Raw genomic sequence first — 22,983 nt, 5'->3', positions numbered from 1 at the left:
TTTTTTTATATAGTAAATTATCCACTTTAGTTCGTAGATAAAAAAAAAGAGTCCTTTAGGTTTATGAAACATGTAGGAACTTTTTTAATTTATTTTAAGCTAAAATAGCATTAATTCTAGCCAATTCTTCTTCAGAAAAAGTAGTGTTTTCAGTAGCTTTTATACTGTCTAAAATTTGCTCAGTTTTGCTGGCTCCAATTAAAACAGATGTAATTCTATCATCTTTTAAAATCCAAGAAATAGCCATTTGTGCTAAATTCTGATTTCTGCTTTTAGCAACTTCGTTTAAAGCTTTAATTTTTGGAAGCATTTCCATCACTTGATCTGTTTTTAAATAACGACCATCTTTTACAGCTCTAGAATCTTTTGGCAAACCGTTAATATATTTGTCTGTTAACATTCCTTGTGCTAATGGAGAAAAGCAAATGGTTCCAACTCCAGAATTCCCTAATAAATCAATTAAACCATCTTCAATCCAACGGTAAAACAAACTATATCTTGGTTGATGAATTAAACACGGGGTACCTAATTCTTTTAATATTTTAAAAGCTTTTTCTGCTTCTTTAGGTTGATAATTAGACAAACCAACGTACAATGCTTTTCCTTGTCTTACCATTAAATCTAAAGCACCCATAGTTTCTTCTAAAGGAGTGTCATAATCTGGCCTGTGATGATAAAAAATATCTACATATTCTAAATCCATTCTTTGCAAACTTTGGTCTAAACTAGAAATTAAGTATTTTTTAGAACCAAAATTCCCATAAGGACCTTCCCACATATCATAACCCGCCTTTGATGAAATAATTAATTCATCTCTATACTTTTTGAAATCTTTTTTTAAGATTTTTCCAAAAGTTTTTTCAGCAGAACCATAAGGAGGTCCGTAGTTATTGGCCAAATCAAAATGTGTAATTCCGTTATCAAATGCACATTTTAATAAGTTTCTTGCATTTTCAAAATCATCATTTTCACCAAAGTTATGCCATAAACCTAAAGAAAGTTCTGGTAACAGCAAACCGCTATTTCCTGTTCTTCTGTAGTTCATTTTATTATACCTTTCTGAATCTGCTTTGTATTTTTCCATGATTATTTTTAAATTAATCTCGTAGAATAATTATTAATATTTAGAGTCGAATTCTATTTCAAAGTAACAAAAAAGCAACGATTTTACAATCATTGCTTCTCATATATTTCCGTTAAATATCTTTTAGTAATTTCCTTTTTATGTTTTCTGATGCCAAATGAATTTTATACCAACATAAAACAATTAAAACTCAAAATGTCTTCCTGAGCTTGTCGAAGGATATTCAATTGTCAAAAAAAGTATTTCGCCATATAATTTCCATCATAATTTATGAAATATTATACTTAGTTTTAGCTTCATTTAAAATACTTTCATGTGTATAGGTTTTCCCTTTTTTAATATCTTCTCTACTTTTTTGTAAAAGTTCTTGAATATCACTCGGAATTTCATCAAAAAAATCAGTTTCTTCTTTCATGTATGATGTATGTAAAGCATCTATTAATCGCAAAAAACGCTCATCTACATTAACAATTTCTTTTTTCCATTTATTTCTTAATTCTATAGTTCCCATAATATAACTGATTACTAATTATTTATACAAATATAACGAATTCAATTTGTAATATTTTAATAGGCTTTTTTACTGCCAACTGAAACTGGAAACTGAATACTAAATAAGTGCTTCTCTCAACAATGTAACTGGGTGTTTTGCGATGCGTTTTGTTCCATCAAAAATTTGATGTCTACAACTTGTTCCTGCAGCAGCAATTTCTGTATCGGAACTACAATTTCTAATTTTAGGAAACAAAGTGTCTTCACCAACTTGCATAGAAACTTTATAATGTTCTTTTTCATAACCAAAAGAACCTGCCATTCCGCAACAACCAGAACTAATAATTGTTACTTTATAGTTTTTTGGAATGTTTAAAATTTGAAAACTAGCCTGTGTGCTAGACAATGATTTTTGATGACAATGTCCGTGTATTTTTAAAGTCTTAGACTCCTTTGTAAATAAAGAAGTATCAATATTTCCTTTTTCTAATTCTTTGGCTAAAAACTCTTCAAACGTAAAACTATTTTTTGCAATTTTTTCTGCAGATGCTTTATCATCAGCTAGACGAATGTACTCATCTCTAAAACCTAAAATAGCAGAAGGTTCTATTCCTACTAAAGGAGTTTCATCTGTAATTATATCTTTAAAAATAGCAACATTATTATTACAAATTGCTTTGGCTTCTTTTAAAAATCCTTTAGAAATATGACTTCTTCCACTTTCATCATGCTTTACGGTTTTTACTTCGTAGCCTAATTTTTCTAATACAATAACAGCATCTTGTCCAATTTCTGAATCGTAAAAATTGGTGAATTCATCATTAAATAAATAAAGTGCCTTTTTAGATGTTTTTGGATGATGTTTCTTTAACCAACTTTCTAAAGTCTGATTTGCTAATTTAGGAACAGAGCGTTCTATGGCAACTCCTAAAACTTTTTTTGCAATTGTAGAATTGGTGAAAAAGTTAGTGATTGAAGGAAAAGCACTTCCTAATTTATTATATTTAGCATTATTAGCAAACATTTTATTTCTAAAAGAATAGCCATTTGCTTCTTGATATTGGTATAAAAACTCAGCTTTCATCGTAGCAATATCCACATTACTTGGGCACTCTGATGCACAGGCTTTACAGCTTAAACAAAGGTCGAAAACTTGTTTTAATTCTTTATGATTAAATTTATTTGCTTGGTTGGAATTTGTTAAAAATTCACGCAATGTATTTGCTCTTGCTCTTGTAGTATCTTTTTCATCTTTTGTAGCCCTATAACTTGGGCACATCGTTCCGCCAGCTTCTACAGGTTTTCTACAATCTCCAGTTCCGTTACATTTTTCTGCGAGTTTTAAAATTCCTTCGTCATCAGAAAAATCTTGAATGGTTTTAATTTCTGGCTCAGTTCTACCAACTTCATAACGTAAGCTTTCATCCATTGCAAAAGCATCCGTTATTTTACCTTGATTAAAAACATTATTTGGGTCAAACGCTTTTTTAATTCTTCTTAATAATTGGTAGTTTTTATCACCAATCATCAACGGAATAAATTCTGCACGCACAATTCCGTCTCCATGTTCACCAGAAAAAGAACCTTTATATTTTTTAACCAACTCAGCCGTTTCAGTCGTAATCTTTCTAAATAAAACAACGTCTTCTTTTTTCTTGATATTCAAAATAGGGCGTAAATGTAATTCACCAGCACCAGCATGTGCATAATACACAGCGTTTTGCTGATATTTAGCCATAATTTGAGTGAATTCCTCAATGTAATTTGGCAAATCTTCTAAAGCAACTGCAGTGTCTTCTATACAAGCAACTGCTTTTTTATCGCCAACAATATTTGCTAAAGCACCCAAACCTGCTTTACGTAAATAATGCACTTTTGCAATATCTGCTCCGTACACTTTTGGGTGATAGTAACCAAAGTTGTTTTTTTCTAAATCTGCAATTAATTTATCTGCTAAAATTTCTGTTTCTTCAATTGAGTTAGAAGATACTTCTAGCATTAAAATAGCTCCTGGGTCTCCTTGTAAAAAGAAACGATTTTTTGCTAATTCTCTATTGTTTTTAGTACAATCTAAAATTGTTTTGTCCATCAATTCGCAATTATATAAATTGTGATTCATAGCAATTACTGTAGCGTTTAAACTTTCGTTTATGGTTTTAAAATGTGTACAAACCATAATGCTTTCTGTTGGAGGTAAAGCATCTAATTGTAAGGTAATAGAAGTAGAAAAAGCCAAAGTACCTTCACTTCCTGCTAATAATTTTGCAATGTTTATGGTTGGTGAAGTTCCGCCGAATAAATCTGACGTTAATAATTCGTCAACCGCATAACCAGTACACCTTCTATGAATGCTTTCTTTAGGGAATTCATTCTTTATTTCTTGCTGATTTTCAACTAAAGAAAGTTCATCAAAAAGACTTTTATAAATTTCACCTTCTTGCGTATTTTCTTTTGTTTTTTTAATGAAATCTTCCGAGGTAATTTCTTTAAAAACAGCGGTGCTTCCATCACTTAAAATTGCATCGATTTCTAAAACTTTATCACGTGTAACTCCGTATTTTATAGAGGTGCTTCCAGAAGAATTGTTACCAACCATTCCACCAATCATACATCTGTTAGAAGTAGAGGTGTTTGGACCAAAAAACAAACCAAAAGGTTTTAAATACACGTTTAAAGAATCTCTTACAATACCAGGTTGTAACGTAATTGTTTTTGCTTTCTCATCAAAAGAAATAATATTGGTAAAATGTTTAGAAACATCTACCACAAGTCCATCTCCAACACATTGTCCTGCTAAAGAAGTTCCAGCTGTTCTTGGTATTAAAGTAATATTGTTTTTAGTAGCAAAGGCAATTAAGGTTTTTAAATCTTTTTCATCCTTTGGAAAAGCAACCGCTAAAGGAATTTTCCTATAAACCGAAGCGTCTGTTGCATATAAAGTTTTATGTAAATTATCAAAAAGAACATCACCAGAAAGTGAGTTGTTTAAATTGGCTAAAGTAGTATTGTCTATCATTATTTACTGTTGAAGAAGTAAGAATCAGTAACAAATATGCGAATAAAAAACTCATTATTTCTATCTCAAAAAATTTCTTTGATTATTTTTATTGATTCTTTAAAAAATGATTTAAAAAACTGATAATTTAGAAGCCTAAAAAAGTGTTGTTTTTAATTTTTTGCTATTTCTATGAATCGTATTTATACTAGGTTTTAAAAAGTATCTTTGCAAAATAGTATTTAGCAAAGATTTGAATACAGATTGTTGCTAAATTCTATTTCTAATACTATTTTTAATACCAAGAATTGCAAACATTAATAATTTGCAATTCTATATAATACCATATAAATTAATGAGTTCAGCGCTAAAAATAAACAAACCAACACCAATTCACCCAGGTGATGATCTAATAAAATTCGATAGTAATACAGATGTAAGAGAAACGCTTTATGCGATGAGGGAAGGCCAATCTGTTTTAATTACTGAGTTTTATAGCAACGGAATGTTGCTTTTAAAAGAGTTGCAAAAACATTTAAAAATCCGTTTGCCAAATAAAACAATTAAAGAGCAACATGCATTTCGTGCAGAATACCATAAGCTTTCTAATCAAATATTATTACAAATTAAAAATCAAAAATTGGTTGTAGATAAAGCTCCAAAAATTGGTTGGTTTGCTAAATTGTTTGCAAATAAAAATAATTTTTTATTAACTTTTCCAGAAGTTCAAAGACTAAACAGTGCTTGGCAAAAATATAACAAAGGAATTAAAGTACCTGTTTTAAGAAACAAAGTACATCCTTATTTAGGGACATATTTTCCAACACGTTTCGATCACTTAACGTTGTTTGATAATTGGTTAAAACGTTACGAAGGTCCTAAGAAATCTGCTATAGATGTTGGTATCGGTAGTGGTGTTTTATCTTTTCAGATGGTGCAACATGGTTTTCAGAAAGTATTTGGTACAGATACAAACCCAAATGCAATTTTTGGTTTAAAAGAATTTATGGGCGAGACCAAATTGTCTCGTAAAGTGGAATTAGACTACGGAAACCTTTTTGGGAAATGGGAAAAAGAAACGGAATTAATAGTTTTCAATCCGCCTTGGTTGCCTGCTATTTCTAGTGAAGAAAATATAGATGAAGCTGTTTATTATAATAAAAACTTATTTTCTAAGTTTTTTGCTGAAGCAAATAATAGATTGGCTGAAGATGGAAAATTAGTAATTTTATTTTCTAATGCAGCTCAAATAAAAAAGCTTACAAAAGAAAATCCGATAGAAAAAGAATTGGCAAAAGGGATTCGTTTTAAACTAGAAAAATGTTTAAAGAAAACAATTAAACCTACGGTTGATAAAACAAAACGTAACAAAAAAGAAGCTGCTTTAGAAGAAGTACAGCTTTGGGTTTTAACTAAAGTTTAGAAGGTTTTAGAATATATATAAAAGGGTAGCAATTAGTTTTGCTATCCTTTTTTAGTTTGAATAAATGAGATTATTTAAGTTTATGAATTAACTTTTTTTCTAGAAAAAGTAAATAAACCTAAAATAGGACCAATTGCTAACAGCATAAAAATAGCATTAGAATCTGTACTATCTTTGTAACCACTAATTAATTGTATACTAACAATAGTAATTGCAAAACCAATACAATTAACAATAGTTAATGCAGTTCCTTTGTTTTTAGCATCTACATTTTGTGCTACTAAAGTAGAAAATAACGGAGAGTCTGCAACCACAACCATTCCCCAGAAAAGTAGAAAAGCAATAAATAGATTTTCATTTTTTAGTTGAAACATCAAAGGAGAAATTAAACAACAAATACAAGAGAAAAGTAAAGCTAAATATGCAATGTTTTTTGGACTATATTTTTCAGATAAATAGCCTCCTAAAACACAAGCTAAACTTCCTGTTCCTATAATTATAAATGATAATAAAGGAATATTAAAAGACACATCTGAATGCGAATTTTCATAGATTTTTAATAGAATAGGCACAAATGTCCAAAAAGCGTATAACTCCCACATGTGACCGAAATAACCAAAAGCTGCTTTTCTAAATTTATTGTTTTTAAATATTGAAAAACAAATGGTAATATCTAGTTTTTTCCCCGCAGTTCTATAAGGTCCGTTAGGTACAAAAAGCAACATTAGTAATCCGCCAAAAGCGGCTAAAACAGTAATGGAAATTATAATTGTTTTCCAAGAAAAACCTTGCATTAAGTCTTTTAGTAAATGTGGTAAAGCAGTACCTAAAACCAAGGCTCCAACTAAATATCCTAAAGATTTACCTAAGCCTTTGTTATAATAATCTGTAGCAATTTTCATTCCTACAGGGTAAATTCCAGCTAAGAAAAACCCTGTTAAAAAACGCATACCTATTAATGTTAAAAAAGTTTGATTTTCAAAAACAAGTCTCAAGTTAAAAAATGCACCTAAAACTGCACAAACAAAAAAGACCTTAGAGGGCGAAAATCGATCTGCAATGGTTAACAAAGCAAATAATAAAGTTCCTATAATAAAGCCAAATTGCACTGAAGAGGTTAAGTAACTTAACGCAATTTCATCTAAGTTAAAACTTGTGATTAAATCTGTCATTACTCCGTTGCTTGCAAACCATAAAGAAGTACAACAAAATTGAGAAATAATGATTATTGGAAGAATGTATTTTGATTTGCTCATATATAAAGGCGAAAGTACCAAAAAGCATGCAATAATCAATTAAAAAATGTTTTGCCACTTCAATAGAATATCTATCTTTGATATTGATGAAAAAAGTAAAAATCATAGAATGTCCGCGTGACGCGATGCAAGGAATAAAGAGCCATTTTATTTCTACAGAACAAAAAGCATTGTATATAAACTCATTATTAAAAGTGGGTTTTGATACCATTGATTTTGGCAGCTTTGTTTCACCAAAAGCAATTCCGCAAATGCGAGATACTGCAGCTGTTTTATCTAAATTAGATTTGTCTAGAACTCAAAGTAAATTGTTGGCTATTATTGCCAATGTAAGGGGCGCTAATGATGCTTCTGTATTTGAAGAAATTGATTATTTAGGATATCCTTTTTCTATTTCAGAAAACTTTCAAATGCGTAATACGCATAAAACCATACAAGAATCTATAGAAACGTTAGAAGAAATTTTAAACATTGCAGACAAGACTAATAAAGAAGTAGTTGCTTATTTATCGATGGGCTTTGGTAATCCTTATGGTGATCCTTGGAATGTAGAAATAGTAGGCGAGTGGACCGAAAAATTATCTAAAATGGGCGTAAAGATTTTATCCCTTTCGGACACTGTAGGAAGTTCTACACCAGATGTGATTTCATATTTATTTTCTAATTTAATTCCGCAATATCCATCTATAGAATTTGGCGCACATTTACATACAACACCAGACAAATGGCACGAAAAAGTAGATGCCGCTTTTAAAGCGGGATGCAATCGATTTGATGGAGCGATTAAAGGTTATGGAGGTTGTCCAATGGCAAAAGATGAATTAACAGGGAACATGCCAACAGAAAAATTATTGAGTTATTTTACAGCTCAAAAAGCAGATATTAATTTAAAACCAATGAGTTTTGAAAGTGCCTATAACAAGGCTTTAGAGACTTTTATTTAAGTTGTAAAGTGAAAACTTGTCAAGCTGAACTTGTTTCAGCTTCTCATCATAGCTTAAAGTGTAAACGTTTTCAAATTAACAGACGTATTATATAGTTATCAAACCTATTCATAATGAAATTCACCAAATTACTTCCTTTTTTTCTATCAATTATTGTTTTATCTTCTTGTTCTAAAGAAGATGGTAAAATAGATTTTACTTTTTTACAACTAAATGATGTGTATGAGATAGCACCAATACAAGGAGGCGAGTTTGGTGGAATGGCAAGGGTAGAAACCGTACATAAAGAACTACTTGAAGAAAATAAAAATACCATGCTTTTTATGGCTGGCGATTTTTTAAATCCGTCTTTAATAGGTACCATAAAAAATTAATGGAGAAAGAGTACGAGGAAAACAAATGGTAGAGGTAATGAATACTATGAATTTCGATTTAGTGGCATTTGGTAATCATGAGTTTGATATTCCGCTAAAAGATCTTCAAAAAAGATTAAATGAAAGTAATTTCCCTTGGATTTCTGCCAACGTAAAACTAAAAACCAAAGAAGCAGCAATTCCTTTTTATAAAGAAGTTAACGGACATAAAGAACATGTAGGTGAAACGTTTATAAAAGTACTTGTAGATGAGGATGGTACAAAAATAAAAGTGGGTTTTATAAGTGTTTGTATTCCGTCTAACCCTAAAGATTTTGTAGAATATGGAAGTGTATTTGTAAAAGCAAGAGCTTCTTATGCCGCTATAAAAGATTCGGTAGATGTAGTTTTTGGGTTAACTCATTTAGATTTAGAAAGTGATAAAAGAATTGCAAAGATAATTCCAGGTTTGCCTTTAATTATGGGCGGACATGAGCATGCAAATAGCAATGATTTTGTAGATGATGTTCAAATTTCTAAAGCAGATGCAAATGCAAAAACGGTGTATGTTCATAGAATTTCTTATGATAAAAAAACAAAGAAAACTGTTGTAACATCAGAATTAAAAGAAATAAACTCAACAATTAAAGCTGATGAAAAAGTTGCAACGATTGTAAATAAATGGCAAGCCATTTTAAATTCAAAAATAAAAGAAGTGATAACTAACCCAGAAGAAATAATTTTTGAAGCAAAAACGCCATTAGACGGAAGAGATTCGAAAATTAGAGGTGTACAAACCAATTTAGGAGAAATCATTACAAAAGCCATGTCATTTTCTTTTAATGATGAGGTAGATTGTGCGTTGGTAAATGGTGGTTCTGTAAGAATTGATGATCAATTATCTGGAAACATAACACCTGTAGATATCTTTAGAGTATTGCCTTATGGAGGAGCCGTTTTAAAGGTGGAAATTAAAGGAAGTTTATTAAAAGGTGTTTTAGATTATGGTTTAAAAGCATCCGGCACAGGTGCTTATTTGCAACGATTTAATGCCGAAAAAGAAGGGGAGAAGTGGCTTGTTAAAAAGCAAGAATTAAATATAGATAAAACATATACCGTAGCTTTTTCTGATTATTTATTAAAAGGATTAGACATTCCTTTTTTATCGAACGATAATAAAGAAGTGCTTTCTGTTTATGTACCTAAAGAATCAGAAGTTTCTTATGATATTAGAAAAGCAGTAGTTGCCTATTTAGAATCTTTGTAAGCTGAATTTCAGAGGGGAGTTTAAAAAAAAAGCTTAGTTCTAATAAAATCTAACATTCATTTAACGTTAAAATTCATATATAATTTGTAAATTTGCACGCAATTATACCTTAATTGCAACATGACAGCACACGACAACAAAATTTTAGGAGAAGGATTAACATATGACGACGTTCTTTTAGTCCCAGCCTTTTCCGATGTACTTCCAAGAGAAGTAAGTATTCAAACAAAATTTACAAGAAATATTACTATAAACGTTCCTATTGCATCTGCTGCAATGGATACTGTTACAGAATCTGCATTGGCAATTGCCATTGCAAGAGAAGGCGGTATTGGTGTTTTACATAAAAACATGTCTATAGAACAGCAAGCTAAAGAAGTTAGAAAAGTAAAACGTGCCGAAAGCGGAATGATTTTAGACCCTGTTACTTTGCCTTTAACGGCTGTGGTTGCTGAAGCAAAAGCAAACATGAAAGAACACGGTATTGGAGGAATTCCTATTGTTGATGACAATGGCATCTTAAAAGGAATTGTTACTAATAGAGATTTACGTTTTGAGCATGATAGCCAAAGACCAATTGTAGAAGTAATGACTAGCGAAAATCTAGTAACTGCAGATGTTGGAACTTCTTTAAGTGATGCCGAAAAAATTCTTCAGAATTATAAAATAGAAAAACTTTTAATTGTTGATGAAAATTATAAATTAAAAGGATTAATTACTTTTAGAGATATCACCAAAGTAACTCAGAAACCAATTGCTAATAAAGATTCTTTTGGTAGATTAAGAGTTGCGGCTGCATTAGGAGTTACAGGAGATGCAGTAGATAGAGCAGAAGCATTAGTAAATGCTGGTGTAGACGCTGTAATTATAGATACAGCTCACGGACATACTAAAGGAGTAGTTGCAGTTTTAAAAGCTGTAAAAGCAAAGTTTCCTGAATTAGATGTAGTTGTTGGAAATATAGCTACAGGAGCTGCTGCTAAATATTTGGTAGAAGCAGGTGCAGATGCTGTAAAAGTAGGTATTGGTCCAGGTTCTATTTGTACTACAAGAGTAGTTGCAGGAGTTGGTTTTCCTCAATTTTCTGCAGTTTTAGAAGTTGCAGCCGCTATTAAAGGTAGTGGGGTTCCAGTAATTGCAGATGGAGGAATCCGTTATACAGGAGATATTCCTAAAGCAATTGCAGCTGGAGCAGATTCTGTAATGTTAGGTTCTCTTTTAGCAGGTACAAAAGAATCGCCAGGAGAAACTATTATTTACGAAGGGAGAAAATTTAAATCTTATAGAGGTATGGGATCTGTAGAAGCTATGAAACAAGGTTCTAAAGATAGATACTTTCAAGATGTAGAAGATGATATTAAAAAATTAGTACCAGAAGGTATTGTAGGTCGTGTTCCTTATAAAGGAGAACTTGCAGAAAGTATCCACCAATTTATTGGAGGTTTACGAGCTGGAATGGGATATTGTGGAGCAAAAGATGTAGAAACATTAAAAGAAACTGGTAGATTTGTAAGAATTACAGCAAGTGGAATTAATGAAAGTCATCCGCATGATGTAGCAATTACTAAAGAATCTCCTAATTACAGTAGAAGATAATTAGACTTTTTAAGATATAAAAAAACCGAGTAAAATTAATTTTACTCGGTTTTTTTTATTTTTGTAATAAAAAAGTACTATAAACGCTTTATATAGTTTTCTTAACGCTTAAACCTAGGTATTTGGAAAGGTCTTGTTTCTTGTATCTTTTAGCGCAGCGGTCTTATTTCCTTTTATAAATCTTATTTTAAGTCAATTTTAGCATTGCTTTCTTCTAGTAAGTGAATATATTCATCAACTTTAAAAACTTTACTATGAAAACGAGAAGTTCTATTTCTTCCTTCACTTTGTCTTGTAATACTTCTTGCAAAACGTCTAACTTCGTCTTTAGTTGTTAAGATAATACCAGGAACAGGCGTACTTTTTCCATCATCATCTTTTGCAACCATTGTAAAATAAGAAGAGTTACAATGTTTTGTTTCTCCAGTTCTAATGTTTTCAGAATCTACACGTAAACCAACTACCATAGAGGTTCTACCTGTAAAATTAATAGAAGCTTTCATGGTTACTAATTCGCCAACTTCAATAGGATTTAAAAAATCAACCTTATTTACAGAAGCCGTAACACAATAATTTCCAGAATGCTTAGAAGCACAAGCAAATGCAATTTGATCCATCAAATTTAAAATATAACCTCCATGAATTTTACCGCTAAAATTAGAGTTCGATGGTTTCATCAACTCCATAATTTTTACTTGTGATTCCTTAATATGTTTAAATTGTTTAATCATAATTTAGTTTTATGCTTATCAGTAATAGGATTTTTATAACTTAAATATTATTGTTACCCATTTTATTTATAAAAAAGCGAAATTATCATTTTATTTACGCTATTAAATAAAAAAGAGTACTTATTATATATTATTAGGTATTTCTTAGTGAAATTAAATAATTATTATGGATTATTTATTTTAAATGTATAAAATTATATGATTACTTGTGGTGTCGTTCTAATTTAAAAGAACTTTTGAAACACATATTATTGTAATTTATAATAAATAATGCTGACAAGACTGATTTTGAAGTTAGAATACACTATAATTTATAGATTTTTATTAGAAAGCAGCACCTAAATTTTATGATATGTTAATGTCAGAAGAATTAATGTTTTAGAATAGTATAAAAAAAGTGCTGTTTTATTTAAGACTTGATAAAAACGAATTGTAATTAATAGAATTGGTATTTTTTATGCTCATTTTAAAGTAAATTTGTGGCACTTTTAAAAAGAAAAAATGAATTATATTCTATTTGATGGAGATGTTAGAAACGCTCTATTACCCTTTACATATACAAAACCAGTTGCAGACATTAGAATAGGAATATTAACCATTCGAGAAAAGTGGGAGAAATATTTAGGTTTAACGACCACGACTATTACACAGGAATATTTAGAAGAAAAATATCCGATGGTAGAAATGGAAGAGAACATATTAATCAATGCTTCTTTTTGTCCGACTGAAAACTTGATTGAAAAAGTAAAGAATTTATCAAAAAATGAAGCTATTTTTAAAGGTGATGATGTCATTGCTTTTTATACTTCAGATTCACAAGAAGAAGTGAATTTTGATGAGTACACTCAAATTGAATTTGATGAAGATTTGATACAAGTTAAAAACACTTGGGATATTTTTTCTTTAAATGACATAGCTATTCAGCAAGATTTCGATTTAATTACAGAAGGAAGAGAGTCTGAACCAATACCAGAAGGAACAAGGTATTTGAATAAAGAAAATATTTTTATAGAAGAAGGCGCAGAAATTACTTTTGCAACTTTAAACGCATCTACAGGACCAATTTATATTGGTAAAGATGCTGTTATAATGGAAAATTCTGCAATTAGAGGTCCTTTTGCAATGTGTGAAAATGCTGTTGTAAAATTAGGAACAAAAATATTTGGAGCTACTACTTTAGGTCCTTATTGTAAAGTAGGAGGAGAAATCAGTAACGCTGTTTTATTTGCATATTCAAGCAAAGGTCACGATGGTTATTTAGGGAATTCTGTAATAGGAGAATGGTGTAATTTAGGTGCAGATACAAATAACTCTAACCTTAAAAATAATTATGCCCAAGTTAAATTATGGAATTATGAGACAGGTCGTTTTGCAAAAACAGGCTTACAATTTTGTGGTTTAATGATGGGAGATCATTCTAAATGCGGAATCAACACAATGTTTAATACAGGTACCGTAGTTGGTGTAAGTGCCAATATTTTTGGAAGCGGATTTCCAAGGAATTTTATTCCGTCTTTTAGTTGGGGAGGAGCTTCTGGATTTACAGAATATAAAACTGATAAAGTTTTTGAAGTAGCAGAAGTTGTTATGAAACGTAAAGATTTGGTTTTTGAAGAAATTGATAAAAGAATTCTAGAACACGTTTTTGATGAAACGAAACAATATAGAAATTATTAAAAAAGGTTACAGTTTTCAGTAACAGTATGTAGTTCGTTTATATTGAAAAATTATACTTATTGCTTGTTTGCCTTCACGAGCGGTATGCTCGCGCTAGCGAAGGCTAGTTATTTTCTAACTAGAAATTGCAACTGTAAACTGAGACTGAATACTGCGCACTAATTTAATACGCATCCACATCCGTTATAAATCGGATTGGTCTAAAATCTTTAACAGCTTCAAAAGTGTCTTTAATCTTTTGTAGCTGTTTTTTTGTTTGTGCTAAATTCTGTTTTGGTGGAATTTTAATGACAATGTTCTTAATATATTGATTTCGAACTCTAGAAACGGCTGGTGCTGTTGGACCTAAAACATGCTCGCCAAAAGAACTGGATAAAGCTTTAAAAAGCCAATTTACACCACTATCAACTTTGTTATAATCTTTGTGTTTTAAGGTGATTTTTATCAACCTGTAATAAGGTGGATATTTATATTGCCAACGTTCTTGCAATTGTTCTTTATACATTTCTGCATAATTTGTAGTAGAAACTTGTTGTAATATTTGATGATGCGGATTGTAGGTTTGAATGGCTACATTTCCTTGTTTTTTGCTTCTTCCTGCTCTTCCAGAAACTTGTACCATCATGTCATAAGCACGTTCATGTGCTCTAAAATCTGGAAAATTGAGCATAGAATCGGCATTTATGATTCCAACTAAAGTTACATTTTCAAAATCTAACCCTTTAGAAAGCATTTGTGTTCCTACTAAAACATCTATCTCCTTCGCTTCAAAAGCTCCAATTATTTTTTGATACCCATATTTTCCTCGAGTGGTGTCTAAATCCATTCTTCCGATTTTAAAATCGGGAAATAAAGTTGTCAGTTCTAGTTCAATTTGTTCGGTACCAAAACCTTTATTGTCTAAAGTATTGCTTCCACAAGCTCCACAACTATTTGGCATGGCTCTTTGATAGTTGCAATAATGGCAACGTAATTCGTTCCTAAATTTATGATAGGTTAAACTGACATCACAATTTGGGCATTCTGGTGATACTCCACAAGTATTACATTCTACAACTGGTGAAAATCCGCGTCTATTTTGAAACAAGATTACTTGCTCTTTTAAGTCTAAAGCTTCCTGAATCAGTTTTAGCAATCTATCAGAAAAATGACCTTTCATTTCCTTTTTTCGCTGCTTTTCCTTTACGTCTATCAATTCAATTTTTGGCAGTTGCACATTTCCATGACGACGATTTAATGCTACAAAACCATATTTATTTTGTTGTGCATTAAAATAAGTTTCTAAGGATGGAGTAGCAGAACCCAATAAGATTTTAGCATTATGAAGTTTCGCTAAAACAATAGCGCAATCTCGTGCATTATACCTTGGAGAAGGTTCAAATTGTTTGTAAGAAGTTTCGTGTTCTTCATCAACCACAATTAAACCTAAGTTAGAAAAAGGTAAAAATATTGAAGAACGAGCACCCAAAATAATACGAGCTTTTGGTTTGTTTTCTAAAACATTATTCCAAACTTCTACACGTTCATTCATAGAATATTTAGAGTGAAAAACAGAAATTTGTTCTCCAAAATAAAACTGTAAACGTGTAATTATTTGTGTGGTTAATGCAATTTCGGGTAATAAGAATACTACTTGTTTCCCTTGGTCTAATACTTCCTGAATTAACTTTGTATAGACCTCCGTTTTTCCAGAACTTGTAATTCCGTGTAAAAGTGTAACGTCTTTTTCTTTAAAGGTTTCTTTGATTTCTGTAAGTGCTTTTTCTTGAAATTCATTCAGTACTTTTAAATCATTTGTATCTCCATTAAACTCAATTCTATCTGTTTGAATGTGGTAAAATTCAAAGATATTTTTATCAACTAAAGATTTTAAAATGGAAGCAGAAACACTTGCTTTTTCCTCTAGATCTTTTGCTTTTATAGGTTTTTTAGAAGTTGATAATTGAAAAAATCCTAAAACCGCTTCACGTTGTTTTTTTGCTCTAGATAATTCTTCTAATAGTTTTCCTAAAGAATCATCCGAAGAATAATCGGAGTGTAAACGAACGTACTTTACTAGTTTTGGTTTGTATTGTTCGTAAATTTCTTCCTTAATTATAATTGCCTCTTTTTTGATTAAAGAGTTTATAATAGGCATTACTTTTTGCTTTCCTAAAATAGCAATTACTTGATGAATGGTTAATTGAGATTGATGTTGTAAAGCTTCAAAAATTAAAAACTCATCATCGGCTAAAATAGCATCATCAGAAAAATCTTCATTTTTATTGATAATGGTTTCACTTTCTAACAAAAAAGCAGAAGGCAAAGCAGCTCTATAGACATCACCTAAAGAACACATGTAATAATTAGAAATCCATTGCCAATGTTTTAGTTGTAATTCATTTACCAATGGAACTTCATCTAAAATCTGATGAATATCTTTGGCTTCGTACAAAACTGGTTTTGTTTGATGGATGTTTAAAACCAAGGCAGAATACATCTTAGATTTACCAAAAGAAACAGCAACACGCATTCCTTTTTTTAGAAAGTTAGCTTCTTCTTCTGTAACAGAATACGTAAAAGTTTTCTGGATAGGAATGGGTAGTATGACGTCTATAAAATGTAGCAAAAATTTAATTTTTAAGTGCTTGTCGTTTTAATGATAAGAAAAATGTTTTTTTCTATCCTATTAAGATTTAAAAGTGACAATAAATTCAAAATTACATAAAATTAAAAATATAATAGTGTTTTTTCTAAGAGAGATTGCTGTGTTTTTATGGGCTATAATTACTTTTTATCTTTCTTTGAAAAAATTAACTCTTTTCAAGTCCATATTCTCCTGATACAGATTTGATAATTCTATCATTAGAACGCAGTCTCATTGAAAGTAATGCTATATCCATTACAACATCATTATTAGAGTACTTAAATATTTTTTCTTGTGCATTTTTTGAACGCTTATAATTTGCTGAAAACCTATTTTTCCATTCAGTTTCATATTCGCTTAAAAAATCAATATTTTCTTCTTTTAAAGACTTATCTATAGCCTTGCTAGCCATTATAGCAGCTTCAAAAATAAACTTGTAACCTTCTCCAACAATAGGGTTTACCTGAGAAACACAATCTCCAACACAAACTAAGTTATTAATTACAAATTTTTCTAAGACGGGAGTAATTGGTACGCTACCACCTTCTACCTTATCATTATCTTTTTTAACTAATTTTTTAATTAATGGTAGTTTTAAAACCTCATTTAATCTAGGTTTTAAATTTTTAATAATGGCTTCGTTAAAAGTACCAAATCCTATGATTGCTCTTTTATTTTTTAAAGGAAAAATCCACCCATAACCACCTTGATAATCTTTACCACTTAAAAGATACATTTTGTTTGGTTCGCCTAAATATTCCACATTATACTCAACACCAGTTGCTAGTTGCCCTTTTTTTTCTCTTAAGCCTATTTTTTTACTAATAACTCCATTGGTACCAGATGCATCAACAATAATTTTTCCAAAATAGTTGTTTTCGTTTTTATCAGTAACGCCAGTAAAAAGACCAGCTTCATCTTTTAAAACATCTTTTATATGAACTTCCGTTTTTATGGTTACGTAGTTTTGGTCTAGAGAATTGATAAGTTCTTCATGTAGTTTCTTTTTGTCTAAAACGTACATATTTAGGTTTCCTATTTCTCTTTTTACTCTTTTAGATTGAAAAACGAGTGTATCTATTTCTTGTGCAATAACTTTTTTTGATAGATTGAAATCTTCTAAATTTATAAAACTACCAAGTGTGTTAAAAGAAAACTCTAATAAATTATCCTTTCTATCTAAAATAAGTGTTTTTTGTTTAAAACTACCTAGTTCTCTTGCAAGTATTAAACCTGCAGTACCACCACCAACAATAACAATATCAAAATTATTCATAGACTTTAAAATATTGGTGTAAATTAATTCTATTTTAATGATAATAAAAGTAAAAATAGCTAAAATAAGAGTTTTAAAACTTGTGATTTATTAGCTGCTAGTTTACTTGTTCTTAATGTGATAATAGTTTTGTTACGATTGGAGCAGTGGAGGTTTTTTTATAAAATTAGTTTTTTGAACCCTTTAAAAAAGTGGTTTTTTCTACTTAATAGTGAGCTATAAATTATAAAAAAAGCCTATGGTTTTACTTTAGCCACCAAACAAGTTTAACCCTGATTGAAGCAATTATTTGAGCTCTTTTTATTCTTTTTCAGAATAAAAATCGAGTGTCCTTCGACTTGGCTCAAGATAAACTTCAAGCAGGAAATAGCTTCTAAAAAGAATGTTTAATATAAGGCATATTCAATTTCTTCTTCCTTGACTGCTGGAAATAATTTTTCTGCTTCTGCTAAATCTTGAATGTTATCTACTTCGTACCAAGGTTTTTTATCGAAAGAAATTGCTTCGAAATGCAGTTCTTGCTTATCTACTAAATCAGAAAATACAGTTTCGTAATAAGAATTTACGCTTCCTTCTTCAATATATTGATTTAGTCTTTTAGTAATTTTTTGCCAAGACTCTAAAGAGAAACTATAGATATTTACGGTTTTATAGCGTGTTTCAGGATAAGTTTCTGTAGTACCTGGTTGAAACTGCATCACTTTATTTTGAGCGTTAATAGTTACGGTAGTTCCGTTAAGCCAAGGTTGCATTTTTGCCACTGCCATTCTATCTGGGTATACCATATTGCTTAGTAAAGAGGTTTCTAAAACCAAGTCGCTTTCTATAAGTACAAAAGGTTCTTTTATACTATTTCTTGCCATCCAAAGAGAATAAATGTTATTGGTGGTTTTGTATAACGGACTGTGTACATACTCGATACTTATTCCTTCTTTTTCATTGCCTAAAAAGTCTACAATACACTCTTGTTTGTAACCTGTTACAATGATAAGACGTGTAAAGCCTTGTGCTGTTAAATTAGTTACAAGACGCTCTAACATAGATTTTTCACTGACTAAAGTTAAGCATTTAGGAGCATCTTTTGTTATTGGAAAAAGACGACTTCCGGTTCCGGCAGCCAATAATAATGCAGTAGTAATTCTATTGTTATTTGTATGTTTTTCTGAAATAATTGTCATGTAATATTAATTTGGGGGCACTATCAAAAAAAAACATAAAAGCAATTTTAAGAGCTTTTATGTTTACTAAATTGAATGTTTTTAATATGTTATTTGTGGATAATTTAAAGAACGTTTATAAAATCTATTAATGTAATAATTGACTTGTAAAAAGAGTTCCTTAAAATCCATTTTTTGCAAATTTACTATGCTAAGGTGGAATGTGCTATTTATATTTAACAATTTATTAGCTATCAAAAGTGTTTACAAAAAGACATAAAAAAACCTCTAATTACCGATTGGTTATCAGTGAAATAGAGGTTTGTTTAAACTAAATATGTAACTATACTAATTTCTTAGCATTCTTTACTTTTTGCTTTGTAAGTGCAATTTCTATTACTTCTTTCATTTCAGAAACATAATGGAAAGTCATCCCTTTTAAGTAGCTTTCTTTTATTTCTAAAATATCTTTTTCGTTTTCTTTACACAAAATAATTTCTTTAATATTGGCTCTTTTAGCAGCTAATATTTTTTCTTTAATTCCGCCAACTGGTAACACTTTTCCACGTAAAGTAATCTCACCTGTCATGGCTAATTTGTTTTTAATTTTACGTTGTGTAAAAGAAGAAACTAAAGAAGTTAACATGGTAATACCTGCACTTGGTCCGTCTTTTGGCGTTGCGCCTTCTGGTACGTGAATGTGTACATTGTATTTTTCTAGAATTTCTTGCTTAATACCTAATTCTTCTGCATTTGATTTTATGTATTGTAAAGCAATAGTTGCAGATTCTTTCATCACATTCCCTAAATTACCAGTAATAGAAAGGTTTCCTTTTCCTTTAGATAAAATAGATTCAATAAATAAAATATCTCCACCAACACTTGTCCAAGCTAAACCTGTAACAACACCAGCAACTTCATTATTCTCGAATTTATCTCTAAACCTTGGAGTTCCTAAGATTTTTTCTATTTTTTCTGAAGAAATTGCAATGTCATACTCTTCTTCTAAAGCGATAGATTTTGCTGCGAAACGAACCACTTTTGCAATTTTCTTTTCTAAACCACGTACTCCAGATTCTCTTGTATACCCCTCTACAATTTGCTCTAATTGTTTTTTACCTAACTTTAAATGTGCAGTTGTTAAACCATGCTCTTTTAATTGTTTTGGTAATAAATGTCTTTTAGCAATTTCTATTTTCTCTTCAATAGTATATCCAGTAACGTTTATAATTTCCATTCTATCACGTAAAGCCCAAGGAATTTGGCCTAAGTTGTTCGCAGTAGCAATAAAAAGTATTTTAGATAAATCGTAACCAACTTCTAAATAATTATCGTAAAAAGATTCGTTTTGTTCCGGATCTAAAACTTCTAACATTGCAGAAGAAGGATCTCCTTGATGACTATTACTTAGTTTATCAATTTCATCTAAAACAAAAACAGGATTCGAAGTTCCAGCTTTTTTTAAGTTCTGAATTAAACGCCCAGGCATAGCACCAATATAGGTTTTTCTATGTCCTCTAATTTCTGCTTCATCACGCAAACCACCTAAAGACATACGTATGTATTTACGTCCTAATGCTTCTGCGACAGATTTCCCTAAAGAAGTTTTACCAACTCCCGGAGGTCCGTATAAACAGATAATTGGCGATTTCATATCACCCCTTAACTTTAAAACGGCTAAGTGTTCTATAATTCTATCTTTTACTTCTTCTAAACCAAAATGATCTCTATCTAAAACTTTGGTAGCAAATTTTAAGTCGAATTTATCTTTCGAGTAAATTCCCCAAGGTAATTCTAGTAACAATTCTAAATAGCTTCTCTGAACACCATATTCAGCAGCTTGTGGGTTCATTCTTTTTAAACGATTGATTTCTTTTTCAAACGTTTCACCAACTTCTTTACTCCATTTTTTAGTTTTAGCCTGCTTACGCATTTCCTCTAACTCTTCGTCATTAGAAACACCTCCAAGTTCATCCTGAATGGTTTTTAATTGCTGATTTAAATAATATTCACGTTGTTGTTGGTCTAAATCTTCGCGAGTTTTAGACTGAATATCATTACGTAATTTTAATTTCTGAAGCTCTTTGTTTAGGTTTTTTAACGCTAATAAAGCACGTTCTTTTAGATTATCTTTTTCTAAAATTACTTGTTTCTGAGCTACAGATAAATCCATATTAGATGAAATGAAATTCACCAAAAACGAATCTGATTTTATGTTTTTAATTGCAAAAGAAGCTTCACTAGGTAACATAGGGTTTTCCTTAATTACTTCTAAAGCTTGTTCTTTAATAGACTCTATAATTGCTTCAAATTCTTTTTCATCATCAACGCTCCTGTCTTCTAGCGCTTCTCTTACCGTTGCTTTTAAATACGGTTTGTCTTGAATAATTGCATCAATTTCGAAACGTTTTTTACCTTGAATGATAACGGTTGTATTACCATCAGGCATTTTTAAAACACGTAAAATCTGTGCAACAACACCTGTTGTGTGTATGTCTTTTAAAGTTGGTTCTTCTTCGTCTTCATTTCTTTGTGCAACAACTCCAATTACTTTATCGCCTTTGTTTGCATCTTTTATTAATTGAATAGAAGCATCTCTACCGGCTGTAATAGGAATTACAACTCCCGGAAACAATACGGTGTTTCTTAATGGTAAAATGGATAAAACTTCTGGAACACTTTCCTTATTAATAATTTCCTCATCTTCTGGGGTCATTAACGGAATTAATTCAGAATCTTCATTCAACATATTTTGTAGCGACATATTGTCTAAATGCATTATTTTTGGTTTGCTCATGTGTTATATCTCTGTCATACTGACATTGATTCTTAAAAAGTATAAAATCAATATCAATTCGTTATTTTTAGTTTACTAGTAATCAATAAAATAGAGTTCTATTTTCTTAATGTCTAATATATAAAAACAATTGTTGTGCCAAGGTTAAAATAGTTTAGATTCCTTTTAAAGTATTTAACTTATTATAATTTTAGTAAATTTGATTCAATAAAATAATTAATTTTCAATTATGAAAGATACAAGTCATCATGATGAGCGTATTGCAAATATGAAGTTTTTCTCTGTGTATCAACATTATGTTACAAAAGTCGAAAAAAAGGGGAGAAGTAAAGCTGAACTATTAGAAGTAATTGAATGGTTAACGGGGTATAATGAAAGTAAAATAAATGAACTTATCGATAAGCAGGTTACTTTTGAAACTTTTTTTAAAAATGCAACATTACATCCAAATGTACATTTGATAAAGGGCGTAATTTGTGGGTATAGAGTAGAGGAAATAGAGAATTCATTAACACAGCAAGTTCGTTATTTAGATAAATTAGTTGATGAGTTAGCTAAAGGAAAAAAGATGGAAAAGATACTAAGGCAAGCGCCTAAAAAATAGTATAAAGTGTAGTCACAATTTTGCCTTTTCCGTCTTCTAAGATATATGACAATAATTCTTTTTCTTCTTTAAAATTCATATTGAAAGGAGGCTCTAAAAGTTTAATTCCGCTTTTCTTTTTAATTCGGATTCCTTGTCCAGAAATAATATCCTTATTAGGAATAAAATCTTCAGACGGCAGATGTTCGGTAAGAATAACATATTTGTAATTAGATAATTTATCTACAACACTTTGTACTTCTGCATTCGATAAATGTTGCAAAACTTGTCGTAAAATAATACAATCTGCTTTTGGTAAAGTATCCGTGGAAATGTCTAAACATTCGAAGTTTAAATTTTCTGCCTTAAAATGCTTTGTATTGTGTTTTATCAATTCTGATACAATATCCACAGCGGTATATTTTTGTGTAAAATTCACAAAGTTTTTACCAATATTAAAATCTCCACAGCCCAAATCTAAAACCGTAATAGGGGTTTTAAAAGAACTTAAAAAAGTGCTAATAGTTTCTATATAAGGTTCAATTATTTCTGGTTGATGAGATCCAGAACCAGAATAAAACTCAGTATTGTTACTTCCCCAAAGATTCATTTTATAAACCTGATCCATAGCATCTTTTGTGGGCCAAGGTTTTTTATTCTTTTTGATATTCGTGTTTTTCAAATGGATTAATATTTAAATACTTCAGTTTTTTTCGTCATTTTTGT

The 22,983-nt window shown here is 30.4% G+C and carries 17 protein-coding genes; 7 read left to right on the top strand and 10 right to left on the bottom strand.

The annotated features are described in order from the left end of the window. Positions 1 to 94: 94 nt before the first annotated feature. The 3 genes from WHD08_RS04025 to WHD08_RS04015 form a co-directional block, all read right to left on the bottom strand. The gene (locus WHD08_RS04025; protein WP_208889132.1) at positions 95 to 1,084 is read right to left on the bottom strand and encodes an aldo/keto reductase; all 990 of its coding nucleotides are present in this window, start codon (positions 1,082 to 1,084) and stop codon (positions 95 to 97) included. Between the two features lie 268 nt (positions 1,085 to 1,352). After that, positions 1,353 to 1,595 carry a hypothetical protein gene (locus WHD08_RS04020; RefSeq protein ID WP_165733346.1) on the bottom strand — a complete coding sequence of 81 codons (243 nt, stop codon included), beginning with the start codon at positions 1,593 to 1,595 and terminating at the stop codon, positions 1,353 to 1,355. Between the two features lie 99 nt (positions 1,596 to 1,694). Then, positions 1,695 to 4,592 carry an FAD-binding and (Fe-S)-binding domain-containing protein gene (locus tag WHD08_RS04015; RefSeq protein ID WP_208889133.1) on the bottom strand — a complete coding sequence of 966 codons (2,898 nt, stop codon included), beginning with the start codon at positions 4,590 to 4,592 and terminating at the stop codon, positions 1,695 to 1,697. Positions 4,593 to 4,926: 334 nt separating this feature from the next. Here WHD08_RS04015 and WHD08_RS04010 point away from each other — a divergent pair, with 334 nt between their 5' ends. Continuing rightward, positions 4,927 to 5,994 carry a methyltransferase gene (locus tag WHD08_RS04010; RefSeq protein ID WP_208889134.1) on the top strand — a complete coding sequence of 356 codons (1,068 nt, stop codon included), beginning with the start codon at positions 4,927 to 4,929 and terminating at the stop codon, positions 5,992 to 5,994. A gap of 80 nt (positions 5,995 to 6,074) precedes the next feature. Here WHD08_RS04010 and WHD08_RS04005 read toward each other — a convergent pair whose 3' ends face one another. Continuing rightward, entirely contained in the window at positions 6,075 to 7,250 is a 1,176-nt protein-coding gene (locus WHD08_RS04005) for an MFS transporter (protein WP_165733342.1), read from the bottom strand. Between the two features lie 86 nt (positions 7,251 to 7,336). On the opposite strand from WHD08_RS04005, the gene WHD08_RS04000 reads away from it, so the two are divergent. From WHD08_RS04000 to guaB, 4 genes are all read left to right on the top strand, one after another. After that, positions 7,337 to 8,194 (top strand): hydroxymethylglutaryl-CoA lyase, encoded by an 858-nt coding sequence (locus WHD08_RS04000; RefSeq protein WP_208889135.1) that lies wholly within the window; start codon positions 7,337 to 7,339, stop codon positions 8,192 to 8,194. Positions 8,195 to 8,307: 113 nt separating this feature from the next. Continuing rightward, positions 8,308 to 8,568, top strand: coding sequence for a hypothetical protein (locus WHD08_RS03995; RefSeq protein ID WP_244183252.1), 261 nt, complete (start codon positions 8,308 to 8,310; stop codon positions 8,566 to 8,568). 37 nt (positions 8,569 to 8,605) lie between these two features. Then, positions 8,606 to 9,814: a bifunctional metallophosphatase/5'-nucleotidase gene (locus tag WHD08_RS03990; RefSeq protein ID WP_244183253.1), complete on the top strand. Its 1,209-nt coding sequence runs from the start codon at positions 8,606 to 8,608 to the stop codon at positions 9,812 to 9,814. A 120-nt stretch (positions 9,815 to 9,934) separates the two neighbouring features. Next, positions 9,935 to 11,410, top strand: coding sequence for an IMP dehydrogenase (gene guaB / locus WHD08_RS03985; RefSeq protein WP_165733339.1), 1,476 nt, complete (start codon positions 9,935 to 9,937; stop codon positions 11,408 to 11,410). A 182-nt stretch (positions 11,411 to 11,592) separates the two neighbouring features. Here guaB and WHD08_RS03980 read toward each other — a convergent pair whose 3' ends face one another. Beyond that, positions 11,593 to 12,141, bottom strand: a complete 549-nt coding sequence (locus tag WHD08_RS03980; protein WP_165733338.1) for an acyl-CoA thioesterase — start codon at positions 12,139 to 12,141, stop codon at positions 11,593 to 11,595. A gap of 501 nt (positions 12,142 to 12,642) precedes the next feature. Between WHD08_RS03980 and WHD08_RS03975 the strand changes: the two genes are divergently transcribed. Next, positions 12,643 to 13,818, top strand: a complete 1,176-nt coding sequence (locus WHD08_RS03975; RefSeq protein WP_208889136.1) for a GlmU family protein — start codon at positions 12,643 to 12,645, stop codon at positions 13,816 to 13,818. A gap of 163 nt (positions 13,819 to 13,981) precedes the next feature. On the opposite strand, the gene priA is transcribed toward WHD08_RS03975, so the two are convergent. The 4 genes from priA to lon all read right to left on the bottom strand — a co-directional run bounded on the left by priA (position 13,982) and on the right by lon (position 21,674). Continuing rightward, a complete protein-coding gene (gene priA / locus WHD08_RS03970; protein ID WP_208889137.1) occupies positions 13,982 to 16,426 on the bottom strand; it encodes a replication restart helicase PriA in 2,445 nt (814 codons plus the stop codon). A gap of 184 nt (positions 16,427 to 16,610) precedes the next feature. Further along, positions 16,611 to 17,720, bottom strand: coding sequence for a lycopene cyclase family protein (locus WHD08_RS03965; RefSeq protein ID WP_208889138.1), 1,110 nt, complete (start codon positions 17,718 to 17,720; stop codon positions 16,611 to 16,613). Between the two features lie 386 nt (positions 17,721 to 18,106). Then, entirely contained in the window at positions 18,107 to 18,898 is a 792-nt protein-coding gene (locus tag WHD08_RS03960; RefSeq protein WP_208889139.1) for a sugar phosphate nucleotidyltransferase, read from the bottom strand. Between the two features lie 322 nt (positions 18,899 to 19,220). Then, on the bottom strand, positions 19,221 to 21,674 hold the full coding sequence (lon, locus tag WHD08_RS03955) for an endopeptidase La (RefSeq protein WP_208889140.1): 2,454 nt from the start codon (positions 21,672 to 21,674) through the stop codon (positions 19,221 to 19,223). 229 nt (positions 21,675 to 21,903) lie between these two features. Here lon and WHD08_RS03950 point away from each other — a divergent pair, with 229 nt between their 5' ends. Then, positions 21,904 to 22,278, top strand: a complete 375-nt coding sequence (locus WHD08_RS03950; protein WP_208889141.1) for a DUF2200 domain-containing protein — start codon at positions 21,904 to 21,906, stop codon at positions 22,276 to 22,278. Here the strand turns inward: WHD08_RS03950 and WHD08_RS03945 are convergent. Then, positions 22,268 to 22,939: a class I SAM-dependent methyltransferase gene (locus WHD08_RS03945; RefSeq protein WP_244183254.1), complete on the bottom strand. Its 672-nt coding sequence runs from the start codon at positions 22,937 to 22,939 to the stop codon at positions 22,268 to 22,270. The two genes, WHD08_RS03950 and WHD08_RS03945, sit on opposite strands and share 11 nt — an antisense overlap. Positions 22,940 to 22,983: the final 44 nt, after the last annotated feature.

Source organism: Polaribacter sejongensis (assembly GCF_038024065.1).
In the GTDB taxonomy this organism is placed as follows: Bacteria; Bacteroidota; Bacteroidia; order Flavobacteriales; family Flavobacteriaceae; genus Polaribacter; species Polaribacter sejongensis.
This window is presented reverse-complemented; position numbering and strand designations above follow the sequence as displayed.